This window comes from Gordonia pseudamarae (genome assembly GCF_025273675.1).
Taxonomy (GTDB): domain Bacteria; phylum Actinomycetota; class Actinomycetes; order Mycobacteriales; family Mycobacteriaceae; genus Gordonia; species Gordonia pseudamarae.
The window spans coordinates 1,482,941-1,497,503 of record NZ_CP045809.1; the positions used below are offsets into that span (position 1 = coordinate 1,482,941).

15 protein-coding genes are annotated in these 14,563 nt (G+C 67.5%); 7 read left to right on the forward strand and 8 right to left on the reverse strand.

Translation table 11 applies throughout. The annotated features are described in order from the left end of the window. Window positions 1-2 precede the first annotated feature (2 nt). Entirely contained in the window at window positions 3-353 is a 351-nt protein-coding gene (locus GII31_RS06585) for a helix-turn-helix domain-containing protein (RefSeq protein ID WP_213247890.1), read from the forward strand. Here the strand turns inward: GII31_RS06585 and GII31_RS06590 are convergent. The 5 genes from GII31_RS06590 to trhA all read right to left on the reverse strand — a co-directional run bounded on the left by GII31_RS06590 (window position 335) and on the right by trhA (window position 4,603). Further along, the gene (locus GII31_RS06590) at window positions 335-946 is read right to left on the reverse strand and encodes a ClpP family protease (protein WP_213247892.1); all 612 of its coding nucleotides are present in this window, start codon (window positions 944-946) and stop codon (window positions 335-337) included. The genes GII31_RS06585 and GII31_RS06590 overlap by 19 nt on opposite strands. After that, window positions 943-1,557 (reverse strand): ClpP family protease, encoded by a 615-nt coding sequence (locus GII31_RS06595; RefSeq protein ID WP_213247894.1) that lies wholly within the window; start codon window positions 1,555-1,557, stop codon window positions 943-945. Before GII31_RS06595 ends, GII31_RS06590 begins: the two co-directional genes overlap by 4 nt. Window positions 1,558-1,678: 121 nt before the next feature. Then, on the reverse strand, window positions 1,679-3,127 hold the full coding sequence (locus GII31_RS06600; protein WP_213247896.1) for a PepSY-associated TM helix domain-containing protein: 1,449 nt from the start codon (window positions 3,125-3,127) through the stop codon (window positions 1,679-1,681). Window positions 3,128-3,185: 58 nt separating this feature from the next. Then, a complete protein-coding gene (locus GII31_RS06605; RefSeq protein ID WP_213247898.1) occupies window positions 3,186-3,818 on the reverse strand; it encodes a hypothetical protein in 633 nt (210 codons plus the stop codon). Between the two features lie 98 nt (window positions 3,819-3,916). Then, the gene (trhA, locus tag GII31_RS06610; RefSeq protein WP_213247906.1) at window positions 3,917-4,603 is read right to left on the reverse strand and encodes a PAQR family membrane homeostasis protein TrhA; all 687 of its coding nucleotides are present in this window, start codon (window positions 4,601-4,603) and stop codon (window positions 3,917-3,919) included. A 144-nt stretch (window positions 4,604-4,747) separates the two neighbouring features. Here trhA and GII31_RS06615 point away from each other — a divergent pair, with 144 nt between their 5' ends. Further along, on the forward strand, window positions 4,748-5,530 hold the full coding sequence (locus GII31_RS06615; protein WP_213247908.1) for an isoprenyl transferase: 783 nt from the start codon (window positions 4,748-4,750) through the stop codon (window positions 5,528-5,530). 14 nt (window positions 5,531-5,544) lie between these two features. On the opposite strand, the gene coaA is transcribed toward GII31_RS06615, so the two are convergent. Then, on the reverse strand, window positions 5,545-6,486 hold the full coding sequence (gene coaA / locus GII31_RS06620) for a type I pantothenate kinase (RefSeq protein WP_213247910.1): 942 nt from the start codon (window positions 6,484-6,486) through the stop codon (window positions 5,545-5,547). A gap of 133 nt (window positions 6,487-6,619) precedes the next feature. Here coaA and GII31_RS06625 point away from each other — a divergent pair, with 133 nt between their 5' ends. The 4 genes from GII31_RS06625 (at window position 6,620) to GII31_RS06640 (ending at window position 11,952) form a co-directional block, all read left to right on the forward strand. Further along, window positions 6,620-7,861, forward strand: coding sequence for a DUF885 domain-containing protein (locus GII31_RS06625; RefSeq protein ID WP_213247912.1), 1,242 nt, complete (start codon window positions 6,620-6,622; stop codon window positions 7,859-7,861). Window positions 7,862-7,918: 57 nt separating this feature from the next. Continuing rightward, a complete protein-coding gene (gene glyA, locus GII31_RS06630) occupies window positions 7,919-9,226 on the forward strand; it encodes a serine hydroxymethyltransferase (RefSeq protein WP_213247914.1) in 1,308 nt (435 codons plus the stop codon). 173 nt (window positions 9,227-9,399) lie between these two features. Continuing rightward, a complete protein-coding gene (locus GII31_RS06635; RefSeq protein ID WP_260840348.1) occupies window positions 9,400-10,335 on the forward strand; it encodes an acyl-ACP desaturase in 936 nt (311 codons plus the stop codon). A 312-nt stretch (window positions 10,336-10,647) separates the two neighbouring features. Continuing rightward, a complete protein-coding gene (locus GII31_RS06640) occupies window positions 10,648-11,952 on the forward strand; it encodes a PhoH family protein (RefSeq protein ID WP_260840349.1) in 1,305 nt (434 codons plus the stop codon). Window positions 11,953-12,044: 92 nt separating this feature from the next. Here the strand turns inward: GII31_RS06640 and GII31_RS06645 are convergent, their stop codons facing one another. Both GII31_RS06645 and GII31_RS06650 read right to left on the reverse strand, forming a co-directional pair. Continuing rightward, the gene (locus tag GII31_RS06645) at window positions 12,045-12,653 is read right to left on the reverse strand and encodes a class I SAM-dependent methyltransferase (protein ID WP_213247920.1); all 609 of its coding nucleotides are present in this window, start codon (window positions 12,651-12,653) and stop codon (window positions 12,045-12,047) included. Between the two features lie 35 nt (window positions 12,654-12,688). Then, window positions 12,689-13,501: a class I SAM-dependent methyltransferase gene (locus GII31_RS06650; protein ID WP_213247922.1), complete on the reverse strand. Its 813-nt coding sequence runs from the start codon at window positions 13,499-13,501 to the stop codon at window positions 12,689-12,691. Window positions 13,502-13,658: 157 nt separating this feature from the next. On the opposite strand from GII31_RS06650, the gene GII31_RS06655 reads away from it, so the two are divergent. Beyond that, complete coding sequence (locus GII31_RS06655) at window positions 13,659-14,552, forward strand: L,D-transpeptidase family protein (protein WP_213249956.1); 894 nt, start codon at window positions 13,659-13,661, stop codon at window positions 14,550-14,552. The last annotated feature ends 11 nt before the right edge of the window (window positions 14,553-14,563 follow it).

Sequence of the window (14,563 nt, forward strand, 5' to 3'; positions counted from 1 at the left end):
GTATGACCGGCAATGATACCTATCCCGAACCGCTGTGGCGTGAGGTGACCGGTCGCGTGTTGCGCCGGCACCGGCACGAGCGCGGCGAACGTCTCGTCGAGGCCTCGCGGCGTGCCGGTGTGTCCACCCAGTACCTGTCGGAGCTCGAACGCGGCCGCAAGGATGCGTCGTCGGAGGTGCTCGCGGCCGTTGCCGGGGCACTCGGTCTCACCCTCGTCGATCTGGTCCGCGAGGTGGCCGTCGAACTCGTGCGCCGAACGCGGCCGGTGCCGGTCCTGCGATCGGTGTCGAGTGCTCCCGTCGCCGTACCCGCCACACCGATCCGCCGGGGCCCCTACGCGCTGGCGGCCTGACCCCGGGTTCGCGTATCGATGATCTGGTCGGCGATGCCGTAGTCGACGATCTCCTGGGCGCGCAGGATGCGGTCACGGTCGGTGTCTCGGCGCAGTGTGTCCACGTCTTGGCCGGTGTGCCGGCTCAGGGCCTGTTCGATCTCCTCGCGGGTGCGCAGGATCTCCTCGGCGGCCAGGATCAGGTCGGGGATGGTGCCACGGCCCTGCCCGGACGGCTGGTGCAGCAGGACACGGGCATGCGGGAGGACCGAGCGGCGCCCCGGGGTTCCCGCGGCCAGGAGCAGTGCCGTGGTCGAGAGTGCTTGTCCCACACAGGTGGTGGCGATTGGGGCATGGCAGTACTGCATGGTGTCGTACAGCGCGAACGTGGCCATCACCGAACCGCCGGGTGAGTTGATGTACAGGTCGATGGGTGCTTCGGGATTGTCCGAGTCCAGGTGCAGGATCTGCGCGATCAACGTGTTCGCGACCCCGTCGTCGATCTCGGTGCCCAGGTAGATGATCCGGTCGTCGAGCAGGCGGCTGTACACGTCCATCACCCGTTCGCCCTGCGGGGTGCGGCTGATGACATTGGGAATGGTGTAGGTACTCATCGGGACACTCCGAATCCTGATGCGGCGGGGGCATGGGGGCGGACCTGGGCGACACCGTCGACGATGTGGTCGATGAATCCGTAGTCAATGGATTCCTGCGCGGTGAACACATGGTCGCGCAGTGAGTCATCGAAAATCCGGTCCATCGGTTGACCGGTTCGGGCGGCGATCAAGCCCAGCACGGTGTCGCGGACATGCCGCAAATCGTCGGCCTGCAGTTCGATATCGGGAGCATAGCCGCCGATCCCGGCGGACCCTTGGTGCAGTAGCACTTTCGCGTGCGGGAGGGCGTATCGTTTGCCGGGAGTGCCGCAGCACAGCAGGAATTGTCCCGCGCTGTAGGCCATTCCGAGGTTCACCGTCGCCACGTCGTTGGGGATCACGTCCATGGTGTCTGCGATGGCCAGCATCGCGGGTACCGAGCCGCCCGGCGAATTGATCCATAGCGCGATGTCGGCGGTCGGGTCGTGTGCCGACAGCAACACCAGCTGCGCACACAGCTGGCTGCCGATCTCGTCGTCGAGGGCTGAATCGAGCATCAGAATCCGCTGGTTCAGCAGGCTTTCCGCTGTCGCCTTGCTCAGCGGCAGGTTTCGTTTCTCATCGCTCATGCCCCGATGCTGCCGGTATGCGGGCCCGGCGACCACCGGGTGCCGCCCACAGCGGAACGGTGCCGCTGTGGGCGGAACGGTCACTCCGGAAGGCGGCCGTCGGCTATGTCGCGGCCGTCGGCTATGTCATGGTGGCCCGGTGCCGTGTCCAGGCCCCGACGGCGCCGTCGGCCGAGAGGAACACCAGCAGCGGAATGCCGAGCAGCGGCAGGAACCAGCCGACCGCCACCACGGCCACGAGGCCCGCGACACCGGCGGCGGGCGGAACCCGGCGCCAGGGGCCACGAACCGGCGGAGTGCCCGTGGGTCGGGATTCGTTGCGCGGCCGTCGTTGCCACCACATCGCGTAGCCGCGCACGATGACGATCACCAGTACCACCGCCAGCGCGGCGAGGGCGAGCTGACTGGCCAGGCCGAACAACAGGCCCATGTGCAGGGCGATCCCCCAGGTGGTGAGCTTCGCCGCCAACGGCCAGTCGCCAAACCAGGAGATGTCGACAATGTCGCCGCTATCACCTTCCACTGCAACCGAACTCGGTGACAGCTGCCATTCCCGGCGGACCTCGGTCACGGTGAACGCGGTGTGCGGCGTCGACGGGATGCCCACCTGGACGGCGTCGTCGATACCGGCTTCTCGCGCGGCGGCCAGCACCGCATCGAGACGCCCGACGTTGCGTGTCACCACGGTCGTGTCGGCACCGGACGACGACGCGCCGTGGCCGTGATCGTGACCACCGCCCGACGACGGCGCGTCGGGCTCGGCACCGAGGTCGGTGTTCACCGACGGCGTCGTCCAGCTCAGTGCCGAACGCAGGTCGCCGACGTTCTCACCGGCATAGCGCGACCAGGTCAGCCCGGTGGCCGACAGCATCAGCAGGCCCAGGGCGATCCAGATACCCAACACACCATGCCAATTCAGATTGCGGGTCCGTCCGCGGGCGGAGCGGTCGACGGTGGCCAGCCGGGCCTTGGCCGGGTTGTTGCGGCGCTTGTTCCGGTACCGCGCCACCCACAGCATCAACCCGCCGAGCGCCACCACCCACAACCACGACGCGGCCAGTTCGCTGTACAGCCTGCCCGGTTCGCCCAGATGCAGATTGCGGTGCAGGCCCGACAGCCACGTGCGCAGCGGCAAGGCGGCGGCACTCCCGTAGGAGACCGAATCGCCCACCACGTCGGTGCTCACCGGGTCGATGAACACTGCCCGGGTCTCCGACTCGCCGAGAGACGGGTCGGCGAACAGCACCCGCGTGGTGTCCCCGGCCGACGCGGGTGGACGCACCGCCGAGACCATCAGATCGGGGAATCGAAGCTGTGCGGCACGCACCTGATCGGCCAGCGGCGCAGGAGAACCGGACGAATCGGTGGTGAGCAGGTCGGCGTAGACAAACTTTTCGACGGTGGGCGCCACCGCGTACAGGCCGCCGGTCACGGCGGCCACCAACAGGAACGGCGCGATGAGAATGCCCGCGTAGAAGTGCAGGCGTTTGAGTAGTGGAACCCAGGACCGGGGCGGGGACGGATCCGCCGCGCCGGTTCCGGCGGAGGGGGAATGATCGATCACGGACATGACGAAATCTGCCTTTCGGGCTGCGTGAGATGGCCGCCCGCCGAACAGAGGTCGCGGGTCAGCCTGAGGTGAATGCGGGAACCGGGCCGCACGGCGGGCCCCGGGTTCCGTCGGCACACGGCACACGCCTGCCGCGCCCGAGCGGCCTCTGATCGCCGCGCCGGGCGGTCCACGACAACCGCAGGTCCGCGGTGGGGACGGGGAGCCTGGTCAGTCCGGCGAACGTCGCCAGCGCCATCACGGCGGCCAGCACCGCCACCAGCAGCGGATAGGCGGTGGCCTCGACCAGCGCCCACACGCCGACGGTGAGCATGGTCGCGCCCATGTGTGCGACCAGCATCAGCACCCCGCCATGCGTGGGCAACTCACCGCTCAGACCCGCCATCGAACAATGCGCCAGCACCTGGCCGGCGATGAGGAGTCCGGCGAACGAGACCACACCCATGCCGCCCCGCGGAGATCGGCCGGCCACCGCCCGGCCCAGCGCCCCGCACACCGCGACCATCAGGATCAGCGAGCCGGTGTCGGGGAGCATGCCATGACCGATGGTGTGCGCACCTATCGCGGTACCGGCGGATCCGGCACCGATCACCGCGCCCCGGATGCGGGCGAGGGTGCGGAGTGGATCGTGACGGTGGCCACGGGCGGGCACATCGGTGCCCGCCACGCGCGGTCCGCCCTCCGAATCCATGGATGGAGACTAACCGTCACGGGGCAGTCGGCCACCGGTCACCCTCGCGGTGGGTTTATCGCGCCGACCGGCCGTGCCGCGGCTGCCCGGTGGCGTGCTCAGGCGGCGAGCACCAGCCAGACGGCGATGTAGTGCAGGGTGGCGGCGACCGCGGTGCAGGCGTGGAAGACCTCGTGGTGCCCGAAACTCGACGGCCACGGATCGGGCCACTTCGCGGCGTACAGGACACCGCCGACGCTATAGAACACGCCGCCGACGGCGAGCAGTACGAGCACCGCCGCCGAGGAGTGGTCGACGAGTGTGGGGGAGACGGCGATGATCACCCAGCCGAGCAGGATGTACAGCGATACCCCGAGCCAGCGCGGTGAACCCGGCCACGCGATCTTGAGCGTCACACCGCTGATCGCGCCCGCCCACACGACGGCCAGCACCCACCAGTTGACCGGAGACGGCAATGCCATCAGGCAGAACGGGGTGTAGGTGCCGGCGATGAACAGGAAGATCATCGAATGGTCGGCGCGCTTCATCCGGACGTGGGCGCGCGGCGACTTCCACGACAGGCGGTGGTAAAAGGCGCTCACCGCGAACAGTCCGACGATGGTGATCGCGTATACGGTGCACGCGAGGGTTGCCGCGGCATCGCGCAGGGCGGCGGCGCCGACGACGACGCCCGCTCCGGCGAACGCGGCGACGACGGCGGCGTAGGAGTGGATGACCCCGCGCAGGCGGGGCTTGATCAGGTCGGTCGCGCTGGTGGCCGTGGGAACGGCTGCCGGAATGCTCACAAACCTACGGTACCGTAGGTTCGGCGGCGGGGTAAACGGTAGCGTTGCGCGCAGTCCACGGCGTTCCGGGGGCCGGCCACAGTCGGCGCGTAATGTGTCGTGGGTGATGGCACACCCCGGTGAACGCGGCGAACGGCCGATGCGATGAAGCTGCTACCCGACCGTGTGCGCCGGCCGATCCTGTCGCTCTACGAGCGTCGTGTCCTCAACGACCTGGACCCCGCCGGCTTTCCGCACCATGTCGCCATCATCTGCGACGGCAACCGGCGCTGGGCGCGCGAAGCCGGTTTCGAGGACGTCAGCCACGGACACCGGGTCGGTGCCCAGCGGATTGCCGACATGCTCGGCTGGTGCGCCGACCTCGGTATCGGCACTGTCACCATCTACCTGCTCTCGATCGAGAACCTAAGCCGCAAGTCCGATGAGCTCGACGCGCTGATGGAGATCGTGCCCGACATCGTCGACGAGATCGCCCGTCCGACCGGCAACTGGCAGGTACGGATCGTCGGCACCCTCGACCCCCTGCCCGAGGACGTCGCCGAACGACTGCGCAGGGCATCCGAACGGACCACCGACCACGGCGGCATGAACGTCAACGTCGCCGTCGGCTACGGCGGCCGGCAGGAGATCGTCGACGCCGTGCAGGCACTGTTGCGCGAACGCGCCGCCGCCGGCGACAGCGTGGACGAGATCATCGGGGCCGTCACCGTCGAGGCCATCGACCGTAACCTGTACACCGGTGGCCAGCCCGACCCGGACCTGGTGATCCGCACCTCCGGCGAGCAGCGGTTGTCGGGCTTCCTGCTCTGGCAGAGCGCCTACTCGGAGATCTGGTTCACCGACGCTTACTGGCCCGAGTTCCGGCGCGTGGACTTCTTGCGCGCGCTGCGCGACTTCTCCGCCCGCACCCGGAGGTTCGGCAAGTAGTCCGGACCTTCCGGCTAGATCTTGCGCAACCGGACCCGGTTGATCGAATGGTCGGTGTCCTTGCGCAACACCAGGGTTGCGCGCGGCCGGGTCGGCAGGATGTTCTCGATCAGGTTGGGCCGGTTGATGGAGGTCCAGATGTCACGCGCGGCGACCTGTGCCTGTTCGTCCGAGAGCGATGAGTACAGGTGGAAATGCGAATTGGGGTCGGCGAACGCAGTGGTCCGCATCTGCAGAAAACGTGAGATGTACCACTTCTCGATGTCGTCGGTCTTGGCGTCCACATACACCGAGAAGTCGAACAGGTCCGACACGGTGAGCGTCGGACCTGTCTGCAAGACGTTGAGCCCCTCCAGGATCAGGATGTCGGGCTGACGGATGTAGTGCCGCACATCGGGCACGATGTCGTAGGTGATGTGCGAATACACCGGTGCGGTCACCTCGCGGGCACCCGACTTGACTTCGGTGACGAATCGCAGCAACGCCCGCCGATCGTAGGACTCGGGAAAACCCTTGCGGTGCATCAGTCCCCGTCGCTGCAGTTGCGCGGTGGGCAGCAGAAAACCGTCCGTGGTGACCAGATCGACCTTGGGGTGCGACTCCCACCGGGCCAGCAGCGCGGCCAGCACACGCGCGGTCGTCGACTTGCCGACGGCCACACTGCCGGCGATGCCGATGACGAACGGCACCTGCCGATTGGTCTGCCGTTCACCGAGGAACGTCGAAGTGGCGGCGAACAACCGTTGCCGGGCCGCCACCTGCAGGTGGATCAGACGGGACAGCGGCAGATAGACCTCGGCGACCTCGGTCAGGTCGATCTGCTCACCGAGGCCGGTGAGCTGCTCGAGTTCGTCCTCGTTGAGCACCATCGGCATAGAATTACGCAGGTCGCGCCACTGTTTTCGATCGAGCTCCAGATACAGGCTCGGGTCGCGGTCGGCCCCGGGCCGCCCCATCAGCCGCGGTCCCCGGGCAGGGAACGGGGCGACCAGCTGATCTGCTCGGTTGTGCTTGCCGGTGTCGACATGCGGACAGTCTAGAACCACACCGGTCGGCGGCTTTTCGGCGCGGTCGGTAGCCTGCGGAGGTATGGATGCTGCCCCGGCACACGCCGACGAACTTTCCGGCGAACTCGTCGACGACTATCTGCGTCTCGGGCTGGCCTTCGACCGGCTCGAAGAGGGCTTCGTCGACGCCTACACCGGTGATCGGGCGCTGCGTGCGCAGGTGGCGGACGCGCCCGCCCCCGAACCCGCCGAGCTGGCCCGGCGGGCCCGGTCATTGCTGGCGCGGGTCGACGATCAGTCGGACTCCGCACGGGCCGGGTTCGTCGCCGCGCATCTGCGGGCCCTGGAATGCTCGGCCCGCAAGTTTGCCGGCGAGGACATCGGCTTCGTGGACGAGGTCAAGAGCTACTTCGACGTCGACATCAGCCCCGGCGATCCCGGGCTCTATCGCGATGCCCACGCCCGGCTCGCCGAAGCCCTCGACGTCCCCGGGGCGACCGGCGAGCGGCTGGCCGAGGCCTATGCCGCCCACCGGCGGTCCGACGAGATCCCCGCCGACCGCGTGGACGACTGCGTACGGGCGTTCAGCGGTGCGCTGCGCGAACGGGTGCGTGCGACCTTTCCGCTGCCGGATTCGGAGATCGTCGAGTTCGAGGTGGTGGGCGACAAACCGTGGTCCGGATTCAACTATTATCTCGGTGACTATCGGTCGAAGGTGGCGATCAACACCGATCTGACCCAGCACATGTCGAACCTGCCGCACCTGATCGCGCACGAGGCATACCCCGGTCATCACACCGAGCACTGCCGCAAGGAGGAGATCCTGGTCGGCGGGGGTCAACGCGAGCAGACCATCTTCCTGGTCAACACCCCGCAATGCCTGATGGCCGAGGGACTGGCCGACCACGCGCTGCACGCCGCGATCGGCGCGGACTGGCCGTCGTGGGCGCAGGAGATCTACGCCGATCTCGGTCTGCGGTTCGATGCCGAACGCGTCTCCCGGGTCGGCAAGGCCACCGCGGACCTGCTGTCGGTGCGCCAGGATGCGGCGCTGCTGTTGCACGATCAGGGACGTGGCGACGACGAGGCGGCCGCCTTCCTGCAACGCTGGCTGCTGGCCACACCCGAACGCGCCCGGCAGATGCTGCGCTTTGTGACCTCTCCGCTGTGGCGGGCATACATCTCCACCTACGTCGAGGGCTACCGGCTGCTGCAGACCTGGCTGGATGTGGCCACCGACGACGACGCGCGCCTGCGCAGGTTCGGTCGGCTGCTCGACGAACCGCTCATCCCGGCGTCACTGCGCGCCGAACTCGCGCGGTGATCGCGCGTACCGGGATCAGAGAAATCGCCGCGTGGTGCGCAAACTACACTGATCGCCATGACGCAGAACCCTGATTCCGTGAATGCGCTTTCCCTCGCCGAACTCGACCCCGACGTCGCGGCCGCGATGGCCGGCGAGCTCAGTCGCCAGCGTGACACGCTGGAAATGATCGCGTCGGAGAACTTCGTGCCGCGTGCGGTCCTGCAGGCTCAGGGCAGTGTCCTGACCAACAAGTACGCCGAGGGTTACCCGGGTCGCCGCTACTACGGGGGTTGCGAGCACGTCGACGTCGTCGAGGACATCGCCCGCAGCCGTGCCAAAGAACTGTTCGCCGCCGACTTCGCCAACGTGCAGCCGCATTCGGGTGCCCAGGCCAACGCCGCCGTGCTGCAGGCGCTCATGGAGCCCGGCGAGACGTTGCTCGGCCTCGACCTGGCCCACGGCGGCCACCTCACGCACGGCATGCGCCTGAACTTCTCGGGCAAGCTGTACGAGAACGCCTTCTACGGCGTCAGCAAGGAAGACTTCCGCGTCGATATGGACGAGGTGCGCAAGATCGCCCTCGACACCAAGCCCAAGGTGATCGTCGCAGGCTGGTCGGCCTACCCGCGCACCCTCGACTTCGCGGCGTTCCGGTCGATCGCCGACGAGGTCGGCGCCTACCTGTGGACCGACATGGCGCACTTCGCCGGACTTGTCGCCGCGGGCCTGCACCCCTCGCCCGTCCCGCATTCGGATGTGGTGTCCTCAACCGTGCACAAGACGCTCGGCGGGCCGCGTTCGGGCCTCATCCTGGCCAAGCAGGAGTGGGCCAAGAAGCTCAACTCGGCGGTCTTCCCCGGCCAGCAGGGCGGGCCGCTCATGCACGTGATCGCCGCCAAGGCCGTCGCTCTCAAGATCGCCGGCACCGAGGAGTTCGCCGAGCGTCAGCGCCGCACCCTGTCCGGGGCGAAGATACTCGCCGACCGGCTCACCGGCGAGGATGTGGCCAAGGCGGGTGTCTCGGTGCTCACCGGCGGCACCGACGTCCACCTGGTGCTCGTCGACCTGCGTCACAGCGCACTCGACGGCCAGCAGGCAGAGGACCTGTTGCACGAGGTCGGCATCACCGTCAACCGCAACGCCGTGCCGTTCGATCCGCGCCCGCCGATGGTCACCTCGGGTCTGCGTATCGGCACCCCGGCGCTGGCGACCCGCGGGTTCGGCGACGAACAGTTCACCGAGGTCGCCGACATCATCGGTACCGCGCTCGCCGCCGGTACCGGCGCCGATGTCGCCGCGCTGCGCGCCCGTGTCTCGCAGCTCGCCCTCGACTTCCCGCTGTACGACGGACTCGAGGAGTGGGGACTGATGAGCCGCATCTGACGGCGATTTGGCACACCGCGCCGGGGCGAGCGCAGCGACGGGAGGTGCCGGGGCGAGCGCAGCGACGGGAGGTGCCGGGGCGAGCGCAGCGACGGGAGGTGCCGGGGCGAGCGCAGCGACGGGAATTGCACCGGATTCGTCACAACGGGGGACCATTCACTATCGTGCGTGGCATGAACGCCCAGCCCAGAACCAACGCGCTCTCCGACGACGACCTGATCCTCGCACTGGAGAAGGCGCTGCCGGAGATCGCCGAGGACCACCGGGCGGCGGCGCAGCCGTGGAACCCGCACGATTGGGTACCGTGGGACGCGGGCCGCAACTTCGCGTTCCTCGGCGGTTCCGACTGGGAGCCCGGTCAGGCGACCCTGACCGACGAGGTGCGCGCGGGTGTCCTGGCGTTCTTGCTGCTCAAGGACAACCTGCCGTCCTATCATCGGATGCTGGCCGTGCACTTTCCGGTGTTCTCGGCGTGGCGCGAACTGGTCGGTGTGTGGACGGCCGAGGACAACCGGCACGCCATCGTCCTGCGCGACTACCTCGTCGTCACCCGGGCCGTCGACCCGGTTGACGCCGAGGTCCGCCGCCGTATCCACGTGACCGCCGGATTCCGGCAATACGAGGGTTCGGCCACCGATGTGGGTCCGCTCGACGTGCTCGCCATCATGGCCGTGCACGAGCACCAGTGCGCGGCGTTCGTCCGCAGGCTCGGTGAGGCTGTCTCCGACAGCATCGATGAGGCCGTCTCCGAAGGGGTCCTGGCCCAGATCCTGCGCAGGATAGCCGCCGACGACGCCCTGCAGGCCAGGACCTTCGCAGCATTCCTGGGTGCGGGGATCGTCGCCGACCAGGAAGCGGCGATCGTGGCCATCGACCGGGCCCTGTCGGGCATGGAGGCGATCGGAGCCGATGTGGCCGACTTCGACGCGGAGCGGGCGCTGATCGCCGACTACGAGAACGACGGCACCCGCGGCGCGGTGGCCGCCGCACTGGTCGACGCGCTCACACTCGAATCGGTGCAGGAACTGAGCGACGACGCGGAGGCCGCCCGCGGACGCATCCTCGCGCTGGCCGCGCTCGCGGACCGAGCGGCCGGCCGACCCTCGTAGGCCCGGATCGCACGTGTGGATCCGAGGGGCAACCGACGGTTGTCTTGGTGCCCACACTACGGCCCGTTAACGCGAAATTCACGCGAACGCACCCATTCTGACGAGCCGAACCGCCGCGCGGCGCGTACGTTGGCGAGTGACGGACCGCGTGGAAGCGGTTCGTCCGGGAGGTTCAAACGTGGTGTGTAGCAACAGCGCGGGAGGGCCGGCCCCGGTCCTCGGTTCGCCCGGCATCTGCCGGGTGTGACCACGGAACCGGCCGGTCGCCGCCAACTGGTTTGTGCGGGAGCCGCACAAACGTAGGAGTTCGACGTGACCACACGTACCTACGTCATCGACACCTCCGTGCTGCTGTCCGATCCCTGGGCAGTCACGCGATTCGCCGAGCATCACGTGGTTCTGCCGCTTGTCGTGATCAGCGAACTCGAAGGCAAACGCCATCACCACGAACTCGGCTGGTTCGCCCGCGAAGCACTGCGTCTGCTCGACGACCTCCGGCTCGAACACGGACGTCTGGACCTGCCGATTCCCATCGGCGAGAGCGGCGGAACCCTGCAAGTCGAGCTCAACCACACAGATCCCGCGGTTCTGCCCGCCGGATTCCGCACGGACTCCAACGATTCCAGAATCCTCGCGTGCGCCCTCAATTTGCGTGCGGAGGGCAGCGAGGTGACCTTGGTGTCCAAGGACACCCCGCTGCGGGTCAAGGCCGGCGCGGTCGGTCTGGACGCCGACGAGTACCACGCGCAGGACGTGGTGGTGTCGGGGTGGTCGGGGATGACCGAACTTGACGTCGACTCCCATGTCATCGACACCCTGTTCGCCGAGGGTGTCGTCGATCTTGACGCGGCGCGGGAGCTGCCCTGCCACACCGGTATCCGGCTGCTGGGCAACACCTCCAGCGCATTGGCGCGGGTCAATCCGGACAAGCGGGTACAGCTGGTGCGCGGCGATCGGGAGGCATTCGGCCTGCACGGCCGTTCGGCCGAACAGCGGGTGGCGCTGGATCTGCTGCTCGACGAGTCCGTCGGAATCGTCTCGCTCGGCGGCAAGGCGGGAACGGGAAAGTCGGCCCTGGCCCTGTGCGCGGGACTGGAGGCGGTGCTCGAACGCCGCACCCAGCGCAAGGTGGTGGTCTTTCGGCCGCTGTATGCCGTTGGCGGACAACAGCTCGGCTACCTGCCCGGTGGGGAGGCCGAGAAGATGGGGCCGTGGGCGCAGGCGGTCTTCGACACCCTCGAAGGCCTGGCCTCACCCGAGGTGATCGAGGAGGTACTCAGCCGCGGCATGCTGGAGGTGTTGCCGCTCACCCACATTCGGGGCAGATCGCTGCACGATTCGTTCGTCATCGTCGACGAGGCGCAGTCCCTCGAGCGCAACGTGTTGCTGACGGTGTTGTCGCGCTTGGGATCAGGATCCCGAGTTGTGCTCACCCACGACGTGGCACAGCGCGACAATCTGCGCGTCGGCAGGCACGACGGGGTGGCCGCGGTCATCGAGAAGCTCAAGGGTCATCCACTGTTCGCACACGTAACCCTCACGCGCAGTGAGCGTTCGCCGATCGCGGCACTGGTCACCGAGATGCTGGAGGAGTTCGCCCCCGGTGCCGGTCTGTGAACCTGCATCCGCCGGTTGAGGTGCCCGGGGCCGTGTCGGCCACATCCGCCGGTTGAGGTGCGAGGAGCGTAAGCGACGAGCCTCGAAACACCTCAGCCGGCGGAGGCGGCGTGCCGCAGGACGGTGACCGCGAAGTCCGCGGTATCGTGCCAGCGCCGGAGATCCCAGGTGGCGAACCGCTGGTCGACGGTCAGTCCGGCGTCGGCGACGGCCGCGTCGAAGGCGTCGACGGTGAGTTCGCGGTTGGTGTGGAACCCGGTGACGATGAATCCGCCGGGCTTGAGATGGGCGGCCAGTCGGCGTAGGATCTGCGCCTCGCTGTCGGGGGCGATGAACACCATGACGTTGCCCGCGGCCACGATCGCGTCGAATGGCTCGTGTACCCCCTGGGCGGGCAGGTCGAGTTCGGACAGATCCGCGACCCGATAGGTGGGGCCCGGGTGGTCCTGCTCGGCGGCGGCGATCAGCTTCGGGTCGACGTCGACGCCCACCACGGCATGCCCGACGGCGTGCAGGTAGCCGGATAGGCGGCCCGGTCCGCACCCCGCGTCGAGGATGTGCGCGTTCCTGCCGACCATGGCGTCGATCAGCCGGGCCTCGCCGGCGAGGTCGTCGCCGGCGGCGGCCATCTTCCGGAACCGCTCGATGTACCACTCGCTGTGGCCGGGTTTGGTGTCGGTGATCCATCGTGGTTGCGCCATACCTTCCAGCCTACGATCATCTGGTCAGGTGACGATCACCGCGCCGGGGTGCATTCGAACAGGGTGAACCGGTACGACTTGGACATGGGGAATCGGCCGACCAGCTTGATGCCGTAGCGGTGCAGCGCCGGCCAGGTGCGGGTGACGGTGGGCGGGGGAGTGCCGAAGCTGTACGACGAGGTGAGTCGTAGACCGAACTGCTGCAATGTGGCCGGATCGTCGCACTGCCAGTGGAAACGGGCGGACAGGCTGTCGTACACCTTTGTCTTGTCCTGTGCCTCGAACATCGCCTTTCCCGCGGTGTCGAATGCCAGGTGTGCACCGGGAAAGGCCGTCGAGATCGAACGCAGCGCGCTGTGGACCTGATCTTCGGGAAAGTACAGCAGAACCGCCTCGCTCAGGAGGAGTGTCGGTTGCTCGCGCGGAATCCGGTCGTACCACTCGGTGTCGAAGATTGATCCCGCGATCATCGTGTACCGGTCGCTGTCGTCGAAGAAGTTGCGGCGCAAAGCGATCGAATCGGCAACATCCAGATCGATCCAGTGCGCGGTGCCGTTGTCGAGACGATCGGATCTGGTGCTGAGGCCGCAACCGAGGTCGACGACGGTGCCGTCGGGGTGATCGGTGAGGAAGTCGCGGACGAACTGGTCGAAGATCGAGGCCCGCCACACCGAACCGGTGGTATTGCGGGTGTCGTGCTGGTCGAAGTCGTAGTCGAGCGAGTCGACCATCTCGGCTGCTGTGGTGTCGTGCAGGATGCTGTTCTTCCTGCGGGCGTCGTTTGCCCGGCCGTATAGCGGGATGAGCAGTGTTTCCTGGATTGCGCCCAGGTGTGGTTTCGCCGACATGAGGCGAGCATACTTAGGTAATCCTAATTATCGAGGGACTTCCGATCGATGATGGGCGATGGTCGGGTCGGATACCGGAAATGTACGGGATCGTGACTATTTGGTATATGCAGCAGGCTCTTGTCTCTGGCACACTGACCTGGTGCAGAAGTTTCAGATGTTGTTTGTGAGGTTTGTGGGACTGATCTCGATCGGTCTTGTCACCGTCGTGCTCGGCGGTGCGGGTTCGGCCGCGGCAGCACCCGCCGGCACCCCGTCGCCGCCGGGTTCGGCACTGCCCAAGACCGGCATTCCCGAGCTCGACACCGTGCTCGACAACCTCGCCGGAAACCTCCTGGGGACGGGCCGGAACAAGGTCGGTCCCAACCAGACCCGGCAGGCGATCGTCGTGACCGCCGCCAAGGCCACCGCCACCACCGGTGAGCTGACCGCGTTCGAACGAGACGACGCCGGCACGTGGAAGCCGGTCTACGGTCCGATGCTCGCCTATCTCGGTGCACAGGGCATGGGGGAGGCCAAGGACAATGTGCCTCGCACCCCGATGGGTACATACGCCCTCGATCAGGCATTCGGCCGCAAGGACAATCCGGGCACCGCGATGTCGTACTTCAAGGTGACCGCGCAGGACTGGTGGGATTCGGACATGTCCTCGCCGACCTACAACAAGCACGTCCACGCAGAGCGGAGTCCGGGCGGCGACAGCGAGAACCTGTACAACTCGGGTCCGGTGTACGACTACGCCGTCAACATCGCACACAACCCGCAGCGGATCCCGGGCAAGGCGTCGGCGATGTTCCTGCACGTCACCGACCACGCACCCACCGAAGGGGGTGTGGCGATCGAGGAAGGATCGATGCGCGACATCCTGCGCTGGCTTGACCCCGCCAAGAACCCGAAGATCGTGATCGGCGTGAACAAGGGCACGCCGACCGACGAGTCCGCCAACACCCCGGGCACCGAGACCGTCAGCAGTGAGGGCAACGGATTCGGTGATCTGGTGAACTTCCTGATTTCCTTGATCACCGATCTGGTTCCGGGCAGCAGCACGTAGCCGTCAGGCAT